The 16,710-nt window shown below is 55.2% G+C and carries 17 protein-coding genes; 6 read left to right on the top strand and 11 right to left on the bottom strand.

The window, feature by feature from the left end:
• Positions 1-10: 10 nt before the first annotated feature.
• The 3 genes from EUU23_RS00285 to EUU23_RS00295 all read right to left on the bottom strand — a co-directional run bounded on the left by EUU23_RS00285 (position 11) and on the right by EUU23_RS00295 (position 2,013).
• Entirely contained in the window at positions 11-265 is a 255-nt protein-coding gene (locus EUU23_RS00285) for a hypothetical protein (protein ID WP_160352156.1), read from the bottom strand.
• Positions 266-561: 296 nt separating this feature from the next.
• Positions 562-1,515, bottom strand: a complete 954-nt coding sequence (gene bla, locus EUU23_RS00290) for a class A beta-lactamase (RefSeq protein ID WP_160352157.1) — start codon at positions 1,513-1,515, stop codon at positions 562-564.
• Between the two features lie 3 nt (positions 1,516-1,518).
• Positions 1,519-2,013, bottom strand: coding sequence for a helix-turn-helix domain-containing protein (locus EUU23_RS00295; protein ID WP_218939472.1), 495 nt, complete (start codon positions 2,011-2,013; stop codon positions 1,519-1,521).
• 102 nt (positions 2,014-2,115) lie between these two features.
• On the opposite strand from EUU23_RS00295, the gene EUU23_RS00300 reads away from it, so the two are divergent.
• The gene (locus tag EUU23_RS00300) at positions 2,116-3,072 is read left to right on the top strand and encodes a S41 family peptidase (protein WP_160352158.1); all 957 of its coding nucleotides are present in this window, start codon (positions 2,116-2,118) and stop codon (positions 3,070-3,072) included.
• Between the two features lie 114 nt (positions 3,073-3,186).
• Here the strand turns inward: EUU23_RS00300 and EUU23_RS00305 are convergent, their stop codons facing one another.
• The 3 genes from EUU23_RS00305 to EUU23_RS00315 form a co-directional block, all read right to left on the bottom strand.
• Positions 3,187-5,163 carry a S41 family peptidase gene (locus tag EUU23_RS00305; RefSeq protein ID WP_160352159.1) on the bottom strand — a complete coding sequence of 659 codons (1,977 nt, stop codon included), beginning with the start codon at positions 5,161-5,163 and terminating at the stop codon, positions 3,187-3,189.
• A 70-nt stretch (positions 5,164-5,233) separates the two neighbouring features.
• Complete coding sequence (locus tag EUU23_RS00310) at positions 5,234-6,352, bottom strand: helix-turn-helix domain-containing protein (protein ID WP_160352160.1); 1,119 nt, start codon at positions 6,350-6,352, stop codon at positions 5,234-5,236.
• A gap of 231 nt (positions 6,353-6,583) precedes the next feature.
• Positions 6,584-7,048 (bottom strand): YHS domain-containing (seleno)protein, encoded by a 465-nt coding sequence (locus EUU23_RS00315; protein ID WP_160352161.1) that lies wholly within the window; start codon positions 7,046-7,048, stop codon positions 6,584-6,586.
• 187 nt (positions 7,049-7,235) lie between these two features.
• Here EUU23_RS00315 and EUU23_RS00320 point away from each other — a divergent pair, with 187 nt between their 5' ends.
• From EUU23_RS00320 to EUU23_RS00340, 5 genes are read left to right on the top strand one after another with little or no spacing between them, the layout of a single operon-like run.
• Entirely contained in the window at positions 7,236-7,712 is a 477-nt protein-coding gene (locus EUU23_RS00320) for a hypothetical protein (protein ID WP_160352162.1), read from the top strand.
• Position 7,713: 1 nt separating this feature from the next.
• On the top strand, positions 7,714-8,283 hold the full coding sequence (locus EUU23_RS00325; protein WP_160352163.1) for a DedA family protein: 570 nt from the start codon (positions 7,714-7,716) through the stop codon (positions 8,281-8,283).
• 21 nt (positions 8,284-8,304) lie between these two features.
• The gene (locus EUU23_RS00330; RefSeq protein WP_160352164.1) at positions 8,305-9,528 is read left to right on the top strand and encodes a tetratricopeptide repeat protein; all 1,224 of its coding nucleotides are present in this window, start codon (positions 8,305-8,307) and stop codon (positions 9,526-9,528) included.
• The gene (locus EUU23_RS00335; protein WP_160352165.1) at positions 9,515-10,624 is read left to right on the top strand and encodes an ATP-grasp domain-containing protein; all 1,110 of its coding nucleotides are present in this window, start codon (positions 9,515-9,517) and stop codon (positions 10,622-10,624) included. Before EUU23_RS00330 ends, EUU23_RS00335 begins: the two co-directional genes overlap by 14 nt.
• Complete coding sequence (locus EUU23_RS00340) at positions 10,621-11,805, top strand: serine hydrolase domain-containing protein (protein ID WP_160352166.1); 1,185 nt, start codon at positions 10,621-10,623, stop codon at positions 11,803-11,805. Before EUU23_RS00335 ends, EUU23_RS00340 begins: the two co-directional genes overlap by 4 nt.
• 90 nt (positions 11,806-11,895) lie before the next feature.
• On the opposite strand, the gene phbB is transcribed toward EUU23_RS00340, so the two are convergent.
• From phbB to EUU23_RS00365, 5 genes are all read right to left on the bottom strand, one after another.
• Positions 11,896-12,618, bottom strand: coding sequence for an acetoacetyl-CoA reductase (gene phbB / locus EUU23_RS00345; protein ID WP_160352167.1), 723 nt, complete (start codon positions 12,616-12,618; stop codon positions 11,896-11,898).
• Positions 12,619-12,707: 89 nt separating this feature from the next.
• Positions 12,708-13,205: a phasin family protein gene (locus EUU23_RS00350; RefSeq protein WP_160352168.1), complete on the bottom strand. Its 498-nt coding sequence runs from the start codon at positions 13,203-13,205 to the stop codon at positions 12,708-12,710.
• 42 nt (positions 13,206-13,247) lie between these two features.
• Positions 13,248-14,387 (bottom strand): patatin-like phospholipase family protein, encoded by a 1,140-nt coding sequence (locus EUU23_RS00355; RefSeq protein WP_160352169.1) that lies wholly within the window; start codon positions 14,385-14,387, stop codon positions 13,248-13,250.
• 19 nt (positions 14,388-14,406) lie between these two features.
• The gene (locus tag EUU23_RS00360) at positions 14,407-15,729 is read right to left on the bottom strand and encodes an NAD(P)/FAD-dependent oxidoreductase (RefSeq protein WP_160352170.1); all 1,323 of its coding nucleotides are present in this window, start codon (positions 15,727-15,729) and stop codon (positions 14,407-14,409) included.
• Entirely contained in the window at positions 15,714-16,523 is an 810-nt protein-coding gene (locus tag EUU23_RS00365; protein ID WP_281346865.1) for a 3-hydroxybutyrate dehydrogenase, read from the bottom strand. Before EUU23_RS00365 ends, EUU23_RS00360 begins: the two co-directional genes overlap by 16 nt.
• Positions 16,524-16,710 lie beyond the last annotated feature (187 nt).

Genomic DNA, 16,710 nt, shown 5'->3' on the forward strand with positions numbered 1-16,710 from the left:
CTAAGCTGAATTATCTGCGACGGACTGTATCTTTGGACTTGTCTGGCACGATTATGTGACCAGGATCCCGTACATCTTCCTTTTGAGCTGTTACCGGTATCGCATTCGTTGCCGTTCCAACAGCCACTACCGGTGCAGGCTGATCGCGGTCACGGTCAGGACGCGGAAGACGACCGGGATCGCGCACATCCTTGGCGATCAATATTGTAGGTACAGTAATTAATGCTGCGGCTATTCCAGCCACTAATATTTTCTTTATTTTCATGACATCTTCCCCTGCAAGAACGTGGAACATCCACAGTCGTTTGCGCCCACAATTTAAAGACTACGAAATTATCAGGGGGTCAATATAGTAATATTTACTGATGGTTAACGATGTTTGACGGGTTTAATTGCAAATATTTGTTTGCAAACAAAAATTACCAATATTTTGGCATATTGCCGCTTTGTGTAGTGATGGCTTGAGATTAACTGTCCCAAAATTGAACAATTATTTCAACGCTGATTCCAATGGAAGTTTTCGATTTGAATATGTCTGAACGACATGATGTGAAGTGCTCGTTATTTCGAAAACACACCATGGCCGATATGGGCAGAAATCTTTCCCAATTCTGCCAGCACAGCTTGATCTTCGTCTCTCATGGTTTCCGATTTAACCGGGGATTCATAATATCCCGTGATTATGATCGGCGCGCCCTTATTCACGCCACCATTTGGCCATGCGATCGCAATGTCATTATAACGGTCAGGTCCATGCTTTGGGGCCATTCCTGTCCCGGTTTTGTCACCCGAACGCCAATCCGCAGGAAGGCCGGCACGAATGCGCTTGCTGCCTGTTTTTGTGGCCTCCATCCAACCCAAAAGCTTTGTGCGGGCGCCAACTGACAGCCAATTCGTCGTTGTCATCTTGGCCACGGTGTGCGCCATGGCAAAGGGCGTCGTTGTATCACGAGGGTCGCCGACATCTACAAGCATCATCTCTGGTTCCAAACGGTCCAATCGCGTCTGAACATCGCCGATTGCACGCATCGCTGCCGTGAAGCCGGCTGGGCCACCCAATATCGCCAACAGCTTGTTCGTTGCTACATTGTCGCTAAAAACCTGAGCCGCTTCGGCCATTGCACCGATGGTCATCCCGCCCTTGGCGAGATTCTCGGTCACCACGGGCGCAAAATAGACCATGTCCGAAGACGTAATCGGGACAAAGCTGTCCAGATCCAGCTCGCCACCGTCAGCTTTTCGTAAAATCAGCGCAGCAAGTGCAAGCTTGAAGCTTGAGCACATACCAAATCGTTCGCCGCCGCGATGGCTGATCGATTGTCCAGTTCGGGTATTGAGAATTGTTGCACCCAGTTTCCCGCCCGCGCTGCGCTCGAGTTCTGCCAGCGCAGTTTCAGCGCCTCCAGCTGTACCAAGTGTCGAGCATCCTGAAGCAAGTGCGAATCCAATCGTCGTCAGGCCTAGGTTAATTTGTCTTCGCGACAGCGAGAGTTCGAGCATGTTGGTCCGATCCATGGGTCATTTATAGGCGTTCGCAGCAGATGTCGGAACATATATTTCTGTAGCGATACGTTCAGCAAATGGCTGGTGCTCCAACGCCGCGATGGCTTCACCGACGATTTGCAGCAGCGATGCCGATAATTCAGTGTCAAGCTTCGCTGCGGCGCGGTATGTTGCGGCCCATTGGATGTGAAGCAGCGGTAGCATTTCCATGAGCTTCTCGGTCGGCTGTGCAATCCGTTCCCTGCTATCACTGCCCGGCTTCAACATTAGCAACCCATATTTTTCCATCTGCGCCACGGTCTGGCTGACGGCGGAGTGGGAAAGGCCACTATGGTGTGCAATTGACTTGATCGAAGCCGGTCCGACTATTTCCAAAGACCTCACTATCGGAGTGAACCGAGCACGGTAATCGAGACCTAGCGACGCATAGCGACGTTCCACATCGCCATCGAGAAGTTCGAGCAGACGGCGAAGTTCGGTACCAAGAGAAGATGGTATTTTCAAGCCCATTGCCAATATATAACAGCGCTATTATATATTGGCAATGGGTTTCGTTTGTATCATGAAGCATGCAGCTTGACTCTCGTGTCGATCTTTTCACCCGGAGAATTTATGAAATATGTCGCAATCGTCTTTGCCCTGTTGATTACTCCGGTCAGCGCGTTCGCTACGCCGTTAACCGCGGAGGATCGCGACGCGGTCCTTCGGGAGACAGCGACCCTGATCGAGGCCCGCTACGTCGATCCTGCCAAGGCCAGGTTGATCGCGCGCGAGATGCGAAAGGCTGCGCCGAACTGGCGGACCATTTTCGATGCGGAAGAATTTGCGCGAACGATTTCGCAATGGCTGCGAAAGACCGCAAGTGATGGTCATTTTGCGCTGGATTATTCTCCAGCCGAAATAATTGAAAATGAACCTTCGTCCTTTGGTGAGGCGGAAATGATCAAATATTATGGTCCACAGGTTAATCATGGCATCGAAAAGATTGAGCGATTACCAGGCAATATCATCCTGTTAGACGTTCGGGTGTTTCCGCCACTGCCCATGGCCGCCGATATGTTTACAGCGATGATGACAATTGCCGCACAAGGTGATGCCCTGATTATCGACCTTCGCCGAAATGGAGGAGGAGCGGACACCGCGAATCTCATGAGCGGCTATTTGCTACCGCCGGGCTCCAAAATGAGCGGCGGATATGATCGGCCAAGCAATAGCTATTCGACGCAAATTTCGCCCTATTGGGTGCCGGGCCGAGTTTTCGGCAGCGAAAAACCGATCTACATTCTCACCAGCAAAAAGACATTTTCTGCTGCAGAAGCTTTCGCCTATGATTTTCAGGCGTTGAAGCGGGCAACCATTGTTGGAGAAGTCACTGGCGGTGGTGCCAACCCGTTCGAGTATCGTCGTGTCCACCCGCATTTTGCTTTAAGCTTGCCTGAAGCACGCTCGATCAATCCGATTACCGGTACAAACTGGCAAGACGTCGGCGTGCAGCCAGATGTTTTGGTAGCCGCAGACCAAGCGCTGGAGACCGCGCTCCAACTCGCCCAAGAAAAATTGAAAAAGTAGCGCAAGCCAATCTTATTGCTTGGGATGTGATGGACGTTGGGGACAGTCCCCAAGGGGACAGTAGCCAGATAACACAAGGCCGGGGACTGTCCCTTTAGGGACTGCCCCCTTTTTTTAACCCCTGGGCCCAAGTTCATAGCTGTGTCGCATAATGAAGGGTTCCCCGGCCTGCTTGGTCATTTTGGTTAACCTCAGCTGCGTTGCGCTCTTGGTCAGGATAAGGCGAGCGGTCACTTTCTTGCCGTTCTCGATAGTGTGTCCGTCGAGAACCATGGTGAGGGCATTACCGTCCTGCGCTGTCCTCAGCTCGGCTACCCGATAGGATTCGGCATTCCCGTCCTGTGTGATGGTGAGCGATTGCCCCGACTGGTCGAATGTCCAAACTTCTGCAGAACGGACAATCTTGTCGGGGCCATCGTCGTACGTCCAGTTCAAGGTAAGGCCATTGATTTCCAATATCGTTTGCAGCGTCGTTCGTTGGTCATTGCCATAATCACGGTAATCCAGCGTACCGGTCCAGCGCCCGGCGAGCGTTTGCGTAATAAGCGCAGCAGGGTCGGCAACAAGGGTCGGCCCGGTTCGCGCAACGTCGACGGCACGATCACGTCCGGCCTGAAAGTCGGCCAGTGTTGGAACGACGAGATGATCGGCTGGCACACCCATTCTGGGCACCCAGCTTTTTATGTTCGTCCGGTTCCATGCCTCGGGTATCCGCACTTTCAATCCGCTTTTTGGCAAAGTCATCAGAAAGATACTGCCCGATGTTGGACCCTCGGCGCTCCCGGAACTATCTTCCCCAATGATGGTTGCATCTGCTTTTTCTTTCAGCTGGGCGATGGTCCGGGTTCCGCCTGATCCATTTTGCGGCCCGCTAAGAACGGTCAGCCGGCCGATGAAGCGATCCGCACCGGCGATTTGATGTTGGACGGTGCTTTCATCGTCACTGTCCTCGGGCGCATTGGATACAGGGATACGGTCATACCATCCATCGGCCGTCTCTTTGAAAAGCGATAGCGGCGGATTGAAGCGCGCTTCCGAGTCTCCCCATGTCTCGATGTGCTGTGCAAGATCGCCAAAACGGACAGCCTTGTAGCGCACCGGCTTCGACCAGATAAATGGCCTGTCGAATAGATAACGGCCAAGCGCGATCGACACATCTTCAGAACCGCCACCATTGTTGCGTAGATCAAGGATGAGATGTTCGATGCCCTCAGACTTCATCGTTTTGAAAAAGCCGCGGAGGAAGGCGGTCGGTTGGACAGGGTTGCGGTAATTGACAAAGGTATCGATTTTCAAACGCGCGACTTTCCCGGCCATCCGCCATGTGACCGAGTTATAAAATTCATTCCGGTATTTGCCACCCGGCGCATCCAATTTGACCCATTTTTCAAAAGTGATGGGCTTTAAGGTCGACAGCGAAACTGATGCGCTGCCCACAATCTTCCAGCCAATTTTCCATTCGGTCGGAAAGCCGAAGAAGGAGGGATAATATTCGTTGAAATCATCCCCCATCAGATCGCTGTCGTCGCCCAGTTTGACCGCAATGGCCTGATCGGTATCGCCGTCATAGGCTATGGTCTTGCCAAGTTTGATAAGCAGATTTGGAACAGTCATGCCATTTACGGTCAGAATCTCTGAACCAAGCGGCGGAGATGATGGCTGGCCGTCACTGGAAATGACGATCATCCGGCCTTCGATCAGGCGGAAGCGGAAGGGTAAATGGGTGGGGTTGGCCTTGCGATATCTCGTCAGCGCATCCGACATTTCGGCTTTGGTATGATCGCAATGGATCTTTGCAAGCATGAGCGCAATTTCACCGTGTAGCGCCAGCTCGGATATGGGACGCGAGGCCGCTTCCTCCAACCTGGCAAATGCTGCGTCGATTTCTTTTTTGGCGGCATATCGGTAAAGGCCTGGATGGATTGTTTCAAATCCGCGCCGAAGCAATGCAACGTCGGCGCGCGCATCTTCGGCAGAGATAGTGCGCGGCTGGTACGCTGCTATTTCCATAGGCTGCTCAGCTAATGCGGACAATGGCGAGAGCATGGTTAGCGCGACTGCGGTGGCAGAGGTGAGGAACAATATACGCATCGGGATAACTCCATTTTGGTGATGACCAAAACGGACTGTTCAAACAGCGAACAAATGTCGCCTCACATCATCAAACGCTTTCCAGCGCCCTTTGTTTTTGTGATTTGAGACGCCACGCACTCGGGCTCATGCCTGCAAAATCGGCGAAAGCGCGGTTGAAACTGGCCTTTGAACTGAACCCGGCTTCGAAAGCCAATGTCATAAGGTCGCGGGCTTCGTCCGGCGAGGATAGCCATTGCTGGATCGCAGCCACTCTGCGCCGATTGATGATTGCGTTGAAATTCTCGCGCGCGCTCTCGTTTAACGCACGGGACAGATAGGCGGTGTTGGTCCCAAGTCGACGGGCAAGTGAGGTCAGTGTCAGTTCCGGGTCCCGCCAATATTCTGCTTCGTCAATTTCGCGGAGCCAATTTTTCCCCCGGCCGGTCCAGTCCCGTTCCATCACTGGCTTTTCTACATCGGACCTGCCGGGCTTTTCCGGTTCCATCCGAAAGGCAGGAAAGGGTGTCTCGCCATGGCGCCATCCCGCAATGCCAAGATAGATGACAAGCAGCGAGAAGACCACATAGAGCAGGAACTGGTCGAAATAATTGCGCGCAGGGTTAATCAAATTGGCAGCCATAAAACCCAGCCAGATTAAGGCGACAAGGGCCAGGGCGATCAGAAAATTGCGTATCCAGCTTGGATCAAAGTCCACGCCGTCAGTCCTGTTGTCGGCGAGCCATTGGCGGTACAGTCGATATCGACGAAGGGCGGCAATGCCGTAAGCGGCCATAGAGATAAGGGTGGCAAACTCCAACATCGGCGAAATGACCGGGGCGTGAGCAAAACCGTCCCACCAGTTTTTGGTTGCAAGAGGAAGTGGGAAGACAATCGCATCTGCCAGAAACTGGAACAGGACAGGAAGGAAATGCGGCCACCGGCGTGTCGGTAACCTGTCCATCAGGCTTAGGGCGTAGAAATAAATGAGCGGACCGAACGCTAATGTGTAAGAAAAAGGCGCAAAGCTGAGCCATGGCCATTTATCATAAAATCCCGCATAACCTATGATGTAAGGTGTGATTAGGGCCGCAACAGCCGTAATGAGAAGTGCAAGAAACCGGTTTGCTGTCTTGTTACGGCGGGCACAGAGTAACAAAAACGCGAGGACCAAACCTTGGCCGGCGCAGAGCAGCAATGTGATACTCATAGGGCCAAAGCTGATCATGCAGCGATATTTGCATCAGACTGTGTCAAATTGAAATCGCAAATTTGGGCGTCCGCGCAACTACAAACCTCGACACCGAAATGCAGGAATAAGCGGTCTGGTCTGACAGCGCCGGTTGCGCGGATAATCCGCTGGATTGGCAGCCGCAGCGTCACATTGTGGGGTTCAGTCGGCGGCAGTTATCTGGGGACGCCCAGCATCGGTAATGCCGACCTATTTGGCAAGAAGCTTTGGCCAATTGGTGTTGGCAGAGCGAATGTGGCCCGGAATGTTCTTTTCCCACCTGCTGCCGACTTCGCGATTGTAGTTGAGGTATAGCTTGCCGTTCACAATTTTCCAGACAGTCGGATCGCCTGACGCGGTGTATCCTTGGCTGACTGCCCAAGCGCAGTAGCCGCCAAATTGAGGGGCGTAGGCTGTTGGATTGGCCTTGAACTTTGCAAGATTAGCTGCATTGGCGAAACGATATTCGGCACCCTTGTGGCTAAACTTATAGGCTGCGTTGCCTTTGACCGGCTTTCCATTGGTGAAATAGGCGACGGGGTCGTAACCTGATACCGCGACATTGCTGAATGTTCCGGTGTAAACCGGCTCGGTTTTGGCAAAGCCTTGAGTAGGATGGAATGCGACTGCACATCCAAGTGCAGCAGCGGCAATGATAGCAATATATTTGGCCATGAATCATCCTTCGCAAAACGTGCAATCGTTTCATGTTCATTCGTGACCTTGGACCCCCCGGTTACAATTTTTTGGCGAAGACGGGCCCAACCCCGTTCGTGCATTGAAACGATAACCAAAGGTGATTTTATCCTCGGGCTAGTATTTGGCATTTGTTCCTCATCGGAACCACCGAGGAGGAAATGCCATGTTACGCAAATATCTGCCGATTGTACTAACGCTCTACATAGCGTTCGTGTTCATCCAGTCGTTGTTTTTCAAGTTCACCAATTCGCCGGAGACGCAGTATATCTTCGGCACCCTGGATGCATGGAGTGGCTCGTTCGGCTGGCCAGGGCTGTTTGCGCCTACCGGTATTTTCTCCCAATATGTCGTCGGAACCGGCGAGCTGATCGCTTCGGCCATCTTGTTAGCAGCACTGTCCAATGGCTTTCGCATTCTTCGTCCGCTCGGCGCGTTGATGGCGATTGGCGTTATTTCCGGTGCGATCTTTTTTCATTTGTTCACGCCACTGGGCGTATCCGTGCTCAACACCGACGGAACGCACGACGGCGGCGAGCTTTTTGCGCTGGCTTGCGGAGTCTGGATATCAGCCGCCGCCTTGCTGTGGATGAGCCGCGATACGATTGCCGACCTTATCGGTCGCGTTCGCGGAGCGCGCTGAAATGCCTAGCGAGCTTCTCCTGTCGCTCAGCCAGCAGCCATTGCTGCTCGGTCTGACCCTGTTTGCAGCCACTTTTGTGGCAGAAGATGTGGCAACGGTCGCGGCTGGCGTGCTGGTCGCACGGACCGGCGCCGATCCATTCGCGGCGCTATCCGCCGTGATTCTGGGCACCGCGGTTGGCGATCTGGCTCTCTATCTGCTGGGCCGATGGGGCGGCAACTCAAAATTAGGACGCAAGTTACGCGGCCGTGCCGATGTACAGCGCGCCGAAGGCTGGATATCGGGCCGGGTTCTGGCTTTGGTGTTTGCCGCGCGCTTCCTGCCCGGATCACGCCTGCCGGTGTTTACCGCCAGCGGCCTGGTCGCAGCACCGTTTGCCGCCGTTGCCGCAATCATCGCCGTTACTACTCCGTTCTGGACAGGCGCGCTGTTTGCCGTCGCCCATTATGCAGGCGAAGCAGGTGCACAGCAACTGATTACCGCCGCACTGCCTGCGGGCATGGCGCTCTTGCTTGGGTCTTTATGCTTCCGTTGGGCAAAGGCCAAGATTTTCGAACCGAAACTCACATAGAATAACTGAGAGGATAGCATCATGAACGAGGAATATTTCCATCTGCCAATAACGACTATCTCGCCGCCCGCTGCATCGGCGATTCACGCCTTTGCTGAAGAATTGCTCAGCCACGGCGCTGGCGCGAAGATCATCTTCGATGCCGTGGCCGAGGACCGTGAATGTGCGCTTGGCCATGCCTATGCAGCGGCAGTGTTTCTAACACAGATGACGTGCGAGGGTCAGGCGCAGGCCGCTCCGCATATCGCGGCAGCCTTGGACAATAATGCCTTGTGCAGTGAACGCGAGAAAGGAACGATTGATGCGATCGCGGCGTGGGGTTGCGGCGATGAGCGGTCGGCGATTTCGTCGCTGCGCCGCGTCGTCGAATGCGCGCCGCATGATCTGGTTGCGGCAAAACTCTGCCAGATACTCGAATTGAGCAAGGGCGATATCATCGGCATGTTGAGGACTTCGGGTATGGCGGCTTCGGTTGAAGGGCGAAGCGGATATGCACTTGGGCTTCATGCCTTCGCGCTGGAGCAAGCAGGTCATGCCGAGCTGGCCGTTCGCTTTGCGCGCCGGGCAATCGATATCAATCCAGATCGCGACCCTTGGGCGCAGCACGCGTTGGCTCATGCCCTGCTGGCGATGGAACAGCCTGTTGAGGCGCGGGCGTTTCTTCATAGTGTTTCGCAAAGCTGGGACCGCTGCTCATCCTTCATGTTGACGCATAATTGGTGGCATCTGGCGTTGATCGAGCTTGAGCTGGGTAACAAGGCGGCGGCACTTGCGCTGTTCGACGACAGGGTCTGGGGCCAACGAAAAGGCCATGCACAAGACCAGATAAACGCAATATCGCTGCTGTTCCGGTTGGAAATGCAGGGCGTCCGGCCCGCGGCTCGATGGGATGAGATTGCAATATATGTCGAGGGACGTGTTACCGACCGCGTCAATGGCTTCCTTGATCTGCATTATCTGATTACACTGCTGAAAAGCGGGCGGACCGATGCGGCAACGCGCCTGACCCAATTGTTGCAGCGCGACCGGGTCGCGGGCGCAACTGCCAATGCTATCCAGTCTTATTCTGCGGAAAATTTCCGCGAAGCCGCAGCGGCTCTCGCCCCTGTCTGTCATCATCTTTCTGAACTCGGCGGCAGTAATGTCCAGCGCGAACTGTTCGAATCGATCTTTGTCGACAGCGTCCAACGCTCACGCTGCCAAACCGTTTCTTCCGCTCACGATTATAGTCGTGTCGCAGCCTGAAGGCCTAATAGCGGGATCGGCGATGCCGCCGTTCGGGGATGGCCCGGCCTTGTCACATTTCGAGTTCTGGCCTGCCTGGAAATTCTACGCGCCGGTGTGGCTCTGGATTGGTTGCCTGATGTTCCGGCATCGAAGCATCCGTGCGCCGCTCGTCGCAAATCCGGGTTTTCCGGCTGGCGGGTTGGTCGGTGAAAGGAAGAGCGAGCTTTTTGCGCGTTTAAGTGGCCCCGAACGCAGGCATCTGCCCGATTATGTCGTGGTAGAACGCCTTGATGCAGCATTCGATGTGCAATGGCAATCAATCGAGGCGGCTATCGAGACTGCGGGCCTGGAATATCCCATGGTTGCCAAGCCCGATATCGGTTGTCGCGGTGCGGGTGTCCGCCCCGTCCGTTGTCCCGCCGAATTGCGCCAATATGCCGAAGACTTTCCGAAGGGCGAAACATTCCTAGTCCAACGCATGATCGATGTCGAAGGCGAAGCAGGTGTTTTTTATGTCCGGGAGCCCGGTTCAAAATCAGGCCATATCCACTCGCTGACGCTTAAATATTTTCCGCATATTGTTGGCGATGGTCGTTCGACCTTGCGTCAGCTAATCCTCGCGGATACCCGTGCAGGCATGGTACCCCAGCTATATCTCGGGCGGTTCGGTAATGCGTTGGACAGCATCGTTCCAATGGGCGAAAGTCGGCGGCTGGTTTTCTCTGGCAGTCATTCGAAAGGTGCGATTTTCCGGAATGGCAACGACTATGTCACAGAAGCGATGCGCGCGCGGTTCGACGCGATTGCCGATGCTATCGATGGCTTCCATTTCGGCCGCTTCGATGTCCGATTTGCTGACTTTGCGGCATTCCAGCGCGGCGAGGATTTTGCTATCATTGAATATAATGGCGCAGGTGCTGAAATGACGCATATCTGGGATAGTCGTACAACAGTGCTGGAGGCATGGAGCACATTGTTCCGTCAGTTTTCGATGCTGTTCAAGGTCGGTGCAGCAAATCGCAAACGCGGTGCGCGCCCCGAAGGCTGGCAGAGCTTCTTTCGGCAATGGAAGCGTGAAAAGTCATTAGTTGACCAATATCCTGTGACAGGATGACATTACCCCCTCCGCTAGATTGGCAGATCGCCAAGATTGGTCCGGGACAAGAGGTGCCGCCCGAACATCGCGTGACGCGCGAAAACTGGAGGCTCTATCCCTATTCACGCTGGGCCTTCCAGCACACAAGGGAGCTTGTACCTTCGCGCGCGCTGTGCCGCAGTACTGCCCCACGCCGTCTCGACGAAGGTTTTGTTCCGTTGGATGATTTGCCTAGTGTTGGGGACGACGCCGGTGGTGCAATCAGTTGGGCCGAATTTGAAGCGCAGACCTACACCGACGCAATGCTGATCATCCACAACGGGACGATCATCCACGAACGCTACTATAATGGCATGACGCGGCACACACCGCACCACGCTTTCTCGGTCAGCAAGTCGTTCATTGGGCTCTTGGCAGAAAGCATGATTGCCGATGACGTGCTAGATAAGGACGCTCCCGTTACGACCTATGTTCCTGAACTTGCCGACAGCGGTTTTGCCAAGGTAGACGTCCACCATCTTCTCGATATGACCGATGGCGTTGCGTTCGATGAAGATTATGCCAATCCGGGTGCTGATGTGCATCGTTATTCGGCGAATTATTGGACGCCTGCGCTGGCTGATGGCGGCGTTCGCGCAGCGTTAGCAAGGCTTACTGGACGAGATCATGATCCCGGTAGCGACTTTTCCTATCGCACCCCGGTCACCGATGCCTTGGGCTGGGTGATTGCTCGGGCGGGCGGAAAGCGGCTTGCCGACCTGTTCTACGAACGGATGTGGCAACCCGCAGGTTGCGCGGATGAAGGGCATTTTCTCGTCGATACCGCAGGCGACGAAATTGCTGCATCGGGCCTGAACACCACGGCCCGGGATATGGCGCGGCTGGCGTTACTCGTAAGTGAAGGCACGGGAATTCCAACTGCGGCGCGGGCCAGCATCCTGAGCGGTGGCAACCGCGACCTCTATGCCAAATCAAAATATGCTGAACGATCACGCGGCTCCTACGGCAGCCAGTGGTGGGTCGCGCATGATGGCTTCGGATCGATTTCAGCGTTAGGTGTCTATGGCCAGCGCGTTCACATCGAGACGGAAACGGGACTGATTATGATCCGCTTTGGCTCGCATCCATTGGCGTCAAATCTCCACACAGACGGTTTGCACAGGCGGGCATTCGAGGCTCTTCGCAATTTCCTGCGCTAGATGGTTGCAATGAACAGGTGCTTTTTGACGCTTATTCTGTAAGTCATCCCGTCGCACGGTATCGCTTTTCGGTGCCCCATTCTTTGGCCTTCAATACATATGCTGGCCGCCGTTGATGCTGATCGTTGAGCCGGTGATGAAACTGCTTTCTTCGGCACACAGAAACGCGACAACGCGGGCAATTTCATGAGCCTCACCCAGTCTGCCGACCGGCACTTTGGCAACGATTTTGGCCAGTTGTTCAGGAGGGACAGCAGCGACCATGTCAGTGTTGATATAGCCTGGAGCGACGGTATTTACGGTAACGCCGAACCGCGCGCCTTCCTGCGCCAGCGCTTTGGTGAATCCGTGGATTGCGGCTTTGGTCGCCGAATAATTGACCTGTCCGAATTGCCCTGCCTGACCATTGATCGAGCCGATGTTGACGATCCGGCCCCATCCGCGCTCGCGCATTGCGGGCAAAACTGCCTTCACCATATTGAAGCCGCCGGTCAGGTTGGTATCGACTACATCGGACCAATCTTCGCGCGACATTTTCAGTACCGAGGAGTCGCGCGTAATCCCTGCATTATTGATGAGGACATCGACCGGTCCCAATGTCGCCGTGATCTGATCGACAGCCGTATGGCAGTCGTCGTAATCGGCGACATTCCACTGGAAGCTGTCGATCCCTGTTCGCTCCGTAAAGGAACGCGCTCGCTCGACATCGCCGACAAAGCTCGCAGCAACGCTGAAGCCAATATCGCGCAATGCAATGCTCACTGCTTCGCCGATTCCGCGAGTACCTCCGGTTACGACCGCAACGCGTGTCATAGATTCTCTCCTAATTTAGGTCGAATATCAGGCGCACCACAGCGTTTGCTTTAATCGAAGCATTGCGGTCAGTGGCGCTTGAATTATCGTTATTCTTTCATCAGATCCTTGATCTGAGCGGCTGTAATCGCCTGTTTCTGCAGCGGCTCGAACATTGCGGTCAGTGTCTGAAACATCGTCTGGGAAAGCTTCGAATATTCCGCGATGGCCGTGGTAAACTCGGTGCGTGCAAATTCACTTTGAAGCTGGATCAGTTCCGGTGCAGTTCTGGCAAGCGCCATGGTCCGGCCAGCAGTCGTCGTTCGTTCGAACGTCTGTTTTCCGTAATCGGCAACTTCCTGCGCTATAACCTGCATGCCACCAGCAGCGGCTCGCGAGGATTCGAGCAGTGCATCGACATTGCCGCGGGTCATCTCCGTGACCACGCCCACGGTCTTCATGCTCTGCTCCATCGCTTCGCGGGATTTCGTGGCGATCTGTTCAAAGCTGGCTTTTGCCATCGTAATCGCCTGTTCAGCCTGCGCCGTCATCAGAGCTGCCGGGCCTGGCGTTACCGATTCTGCATTCTTCTTGGTCATATTACTCATCAGTCTATCCTTTCCATTATTTGTTTCGGGTATTGCCCCCGTTCAATAGGCGGGCGGGGTTTCTACTATTTTGCCTGCCATTGCTTCGTGCAGGACGAACCCTTCCAACGGATCGGCTTCTGCCCGCCAAGGTGCCTTTGCGAGCATCTCGCTGGTGTGCGCGTAGCCGGCCTCCCAGCGATTGCGAATGCCGCCGGGGCTGAAATCCACGTCTTTGGTATGGTCTTCATTGTCGAGTTGCGGCGCGAGCAGGCGGACGACGTGCATTGTCGTCGAACAGCCATAGCTTCGCATCGTCTTCAGATCTTCGTTCGATACGGCATCGGGCGGGACAAGCTGGGCAAGTTGCTGGATGATGTGGCGCAATTTGTGCAGCTGCCGCTGGCGTTTGATATGCGTATTGCCCCGGCTCGAATATTGGACATCCTTTTGCCGGTTGGTGACGTCCCAGATCGACTGCGGCTCAGCGCCGTGCGGGTTCCACAGGTGCACAGCAAAGACGATGGCGTTGCTTCTGGGGTTGTCGTCAAACACCGCTTCGACCGGCGTGTTGGACACGATGCCGCCGTCCCAATAGAGCTCCCCGTCAATGCGGACGGCGGGGAAGGCGGGCGGGAGTGCTCCCGAAGCCATGACATGGCGCAAATCAAGCGGCATATCGCGCGAGTCGAAATAGTGCATTTCGCTGGTCTGGACATTCGCCGCACCGACGGTCAGCCGTGTCGGACCTGAATTGACCAAATCGAAATCGACAAGTTCAGTCAAGTTATCACGCAGTGGGTCAACCGAGTAATAGCCAGCATGTTCGGCGCCTAGCGGTATTCTCTGGCCCATGAACGCAAGCGGATTGGGTTTGAAAAAACCGGGAATACCCGACATTACTGCGTTCATCGTTCGCAACGGGGCAAACATATTCGCCATCGGGCCGTCAAAAAACTGGCCATGTTCGACCCGCCGCCAGAATTCGCGAAGCTTGTCGAGCCGGTCGCCAGGTGCATTGCCGGCAATCAGCGCTGCGTTGATAGCGCCGATGGAGGTTCCAATCACCCAGTCAGGTTCGATACCGGCTTCCTGAAGCGCTTGGTAGACGCCGGCCTGATAAGCTCCTAGCGCGCCTCCGCCTTGGAACACCAGTACGGTCTGGCCGAAGGCGGAGATTTCCTTTTTGAGGTTCTGGGTCATCGTCATTTTCCTTTGATGTTCAAATGTTGAGGGGGCGCAACGCGGGTCGTGGCACGAGCGTTGCTGGTAAATCGGGCGAAACTTCGCCGGTGATGAGACGGGCACCGCGTGTGTATGTGAGGTAGTTCCAAAGCCAGTTCGCGCCAACGACGAAACGGTTACGATATCCCGAAAGAAACCAGATATGTGCGACGCACCAGAGCAACCACGCGAGATGGCCCGAGACCTGAATGCGCCCGAAATCGGCAACGGCGCGGTTTCGCCCGATGGTCGCCAGATTACCGTAGTTGCGGTATTGAAACGGCTCGATGCTTCGGCCTTTGATTGCCGCAATTATGCTGTTCGCGACATGCATGCCTTGCTGTTTTGCGACTGGCGCGACACCGGGAAGCGGCTTTCCGTTGGCACCCGAGCACGCTGCGGTATCGCCGATAACGAATACAGCGCTCTCGTTCGGTGCCCGCAAGTCGCAACCTACAGGTACCCGGCCGGCACGATCAGGGGTGATGCCCAACCATTCAGCAGCGCGAGAGGCCTGGACGCCGGCCGCCCAAATCGCTGTCGATGCGGCAATGAATTTTTCGCCTACCATCACGCCCATTTTGTCAACCGACACGACCTGCTGACCAAGCCAGACATCGACGCCCAACTGCTCGATGGCTGTTTTTGCTTTCGCCGATAGCGCCTCTGGAAAGCTTGCAAGCAAGCGGTCGCCGCCCTCGACAAGAATGACTTTGGCGCAGCGCGGCGTGATGCTGCGGAAATCCTTCGACACCGACTGGCGGGCGAGTTCGGCGATTGCACCCGCCATTTCGACGCCGGTCGGACCGCCGCCGATTATCACAAATGTCAGCAAGGCCTGGCGCTTGTCGGGATCAGCTTCGGTCTCGGCACGTTCCATAGCCATCAGCACCTTTCGGCGGACGGCGGTAGCGTCTTCGATTGTCTTGATTCCCGGGGCAAAGGGCGCCCAGTCGTCGCGTCCGAAATAACTGTGGCGTGCCCCTGTAGCAAGCACCAGCCAGTCATAAGACATCGGCTCACCATCACCCAATATGATGCGCTTATGTTCTGTATCTACGCCATATACGCGATCAAGCACAACGCGGGTATTGGCATTTCGTTTCAGGATGCCGCGGATAGGCGCGGCGATATCTGCTGGCGACAGCCCCGCCGTTGCGACCTGATAGAGCAATGGCTGAAAGAGATGGTGGTTCCGTTTGTCGATCAACGTCACATCGACGTCGGCGTTGCCCAAGCCTTGGGCAGTCGCCAAACCGCCAAAGCCTGCGCCAACGATTACGACATGGGGTCGCTGCAACGAAGTCACTGGCTGGTCCATCCGCCATCGACGGGTAATGCAACCCCCGTAATCGATCGCGCGCTTTCGCTGCAAAGGAACACGGACACCGCACCCAATTCTTCGACCGTGACAAAGCGTTTGGTCGGCTGGGCCGCTAGCAGGACATTGTTGATGACATCGTCGCGGCTGATCCCGCGCGCCTTGGCAGTATCCTCGATCTGACCTTCGACCAAAGGTGTCCAGACATAGCCCGGGCAAATCGCGTTGCAGGTGACCCCGAACTGTGCGCCTTCCAGACCGACGGTCTTGGTCAGACCCAAAACGCCATGTTTGGCGGCAACATAGGCGCTCTTGTATGGCGAGGCGATCAGGCCGTGGACCGAGGCCAGATTAATTATCCTGCCCCATCCGGCTGACTTCATCGCGCCAAACGCGGCGCGCGTGGCGTGAAAGCTGGCCGACAGGTTGAGTGCCTGGATCGCGTTCCATTTGTCGACTGGGAAATCCTCAACCGGGCTGACATGCTGGATACCGGCGTTGTTGACGAGAATGTCGATTTTTCCGAATTCGTTGATGGTGTCGGTAACCAGTGCTGCTGCATCCGCCCCATCGAGAAGATTGGCACCATTATAGTTCACCTGCACTCCAGTGGCGGCGGCAAGTTCGCTGCGCGTGGTTTCGATTTGACCGAGGTCGCCCAAGCCGTTCAGGACAATATCGGCACCCGCCTCGGCAAGCGCGCGAGCGATGCCGAGGCCGATGCCGCTGGTCGAACCAGTGATGATTGCCACTCTTCCCATAAGCGGCGCTGTTATTGCGGTCATCGAAGTCATGTCCATTCTCCTGCGTTTGATGAAGAAGAATATGCGGCGGAGTGGCAATGAATAGAAATGCCGTTTGTGCATCGAATTCATGCCGACAATCGAATGGTTGCCGCATCGGCATTGGCTTAATTGAACGTCACGCCAACGGTGCTCGTGGATAAAATATCTGTGAAACCGGCTTCGGTGGTCAACCTGT

Source organism: Sphingorhabdus profundilacus, from assembly GCF_009769755.1.
Classification (GTDB): Bacteria; Pseudomonadota; Alphaproteobacteria; order Sphingomonadales; family Sphingomonadaceae; genus Sphingorhabdus_B; species Sphingorhabdus_B profundilacus.

What these genes read in the sequence shown, in the direction of transcription:
- EUU23_RS00285 (WP_160352156.1), bottom strand. Translation starts at nt 265, where the DNA reads ATGAAAATAAAGAAAATATTAGTGGCTGGAATAGCCGCAGCATTAATT.
- bla (WP_160352157.1), bottom strand. Translation starts at nt 1,515, where the DNA reads ATGGATCGGACCAACATGCTCGAACTCTCGCTGTCGCGAAGACAAATT.
- EUU23_RS00295 (WP_218939472.1), bottom strand. Translation starts at nt 2,013, where the DNA reads ATGGGCTTGAAAATACCATCTTCTCTTGGTACCGAACTTCGCCGTCTG.
- EUU23_RS00300 (WP_160352158.1), top strand. Translation starts at nt 2,116, where the DNA reads ATGAAATATGTCGCAATCGTCTTTGCCCTGTTGATTACTCCGGTCAGC.
- EUU23_RS00305 (WP_160352159.1), bottom strand. Translation starts at nt 5,163, where the DNA reads ATGCGTATATTGTTCCTCACCTCTGCCACCGCAGTCGCGCTAACCATG.
- EUU23_RS00310 (WP_160352160.1), bottom strand. Translation starts at nt 6,352, where the DNA reads ATGAGTATCACATTGCTGCTCTGCGCCGGCCAAGGTTTGGTCCTCGCG.
- EUU23_RS00315 (WP_160352161.1), bottom strand. Translation starts at nt 7,048, where the DNA reads ATGGCCAAATATATTGCTATCATTGCCGCTGCTGCACTTGGATGTGCA.
- EUU23_RS00320 (WP_160352162.1), top strand. Translation starts at nt 7,236, where the DNA reads ATGTTACGCAAATATCTGCCGATTGTACTAACGCTCTACATAGCGTTC.
- EUU23_RS00325 (WP_160352163.1), top strand. Translation starts at nt 7,714, where the DNA reads ATGCCTAGCGAGCTTCTCCTGTCGCTCAGCCAGCAGCCATTGCTGCTC.
- EUU23_RS00330 (WP_160352164.1), top strand. Translation starts at nt 8,305, where the DNA reads ATGAACGAGGAATATTTCCATCTGCCAATAACGACTATCTCGCCGCCC.
- EUU23_RS00340 (WP_160352166.1), top strand. Translation starts at nt 10,621, where the DNA reads ATGACATTACCCCCTCCGCTAGATTGGCAGATCGCCAAGATTGGTCCG.
- phbB (WP_160352167.1), bottom strand. Translation starts at nt 12,618, where the DNA reads ATGACACGCGTTGCGGTCGTAACCGGAGGTACTCGCGGAATCGGCGAA.
- EUU23_RS00350 (WP_160352168.1), bottom strand. Translation starts at nt 13,205, where the DNA reads ATGAGTAATATGACCAAGAAGAATGCAGAATCGGTAACGCCAGGCCCG.
- EUU23_RS00355 (WP_160352169.1), bottom strand. Translation starts at nt 14,387, where the DNA reads ATGACCCAGAACCTCAAAAAGGAAATCTCCGCCTTCGGCCAGACCGTA.
- EUU23_RS00360 (WP_160352170.1), bottom strand. Translation starts at nt 15,729, where the DNA reads ATGGACCAGCCAGTGACTTCGTTGCAGCGACCCCATGTCGTAATCGTT.
- EUU23_RS00365 (WP_281346865.1), bottom strand. Translation starts at nt 16,523, where the DNA reads ATGACTTCGATGACCGCAATAACAGCGCCGCTTATGGGAAGAGTGGCA.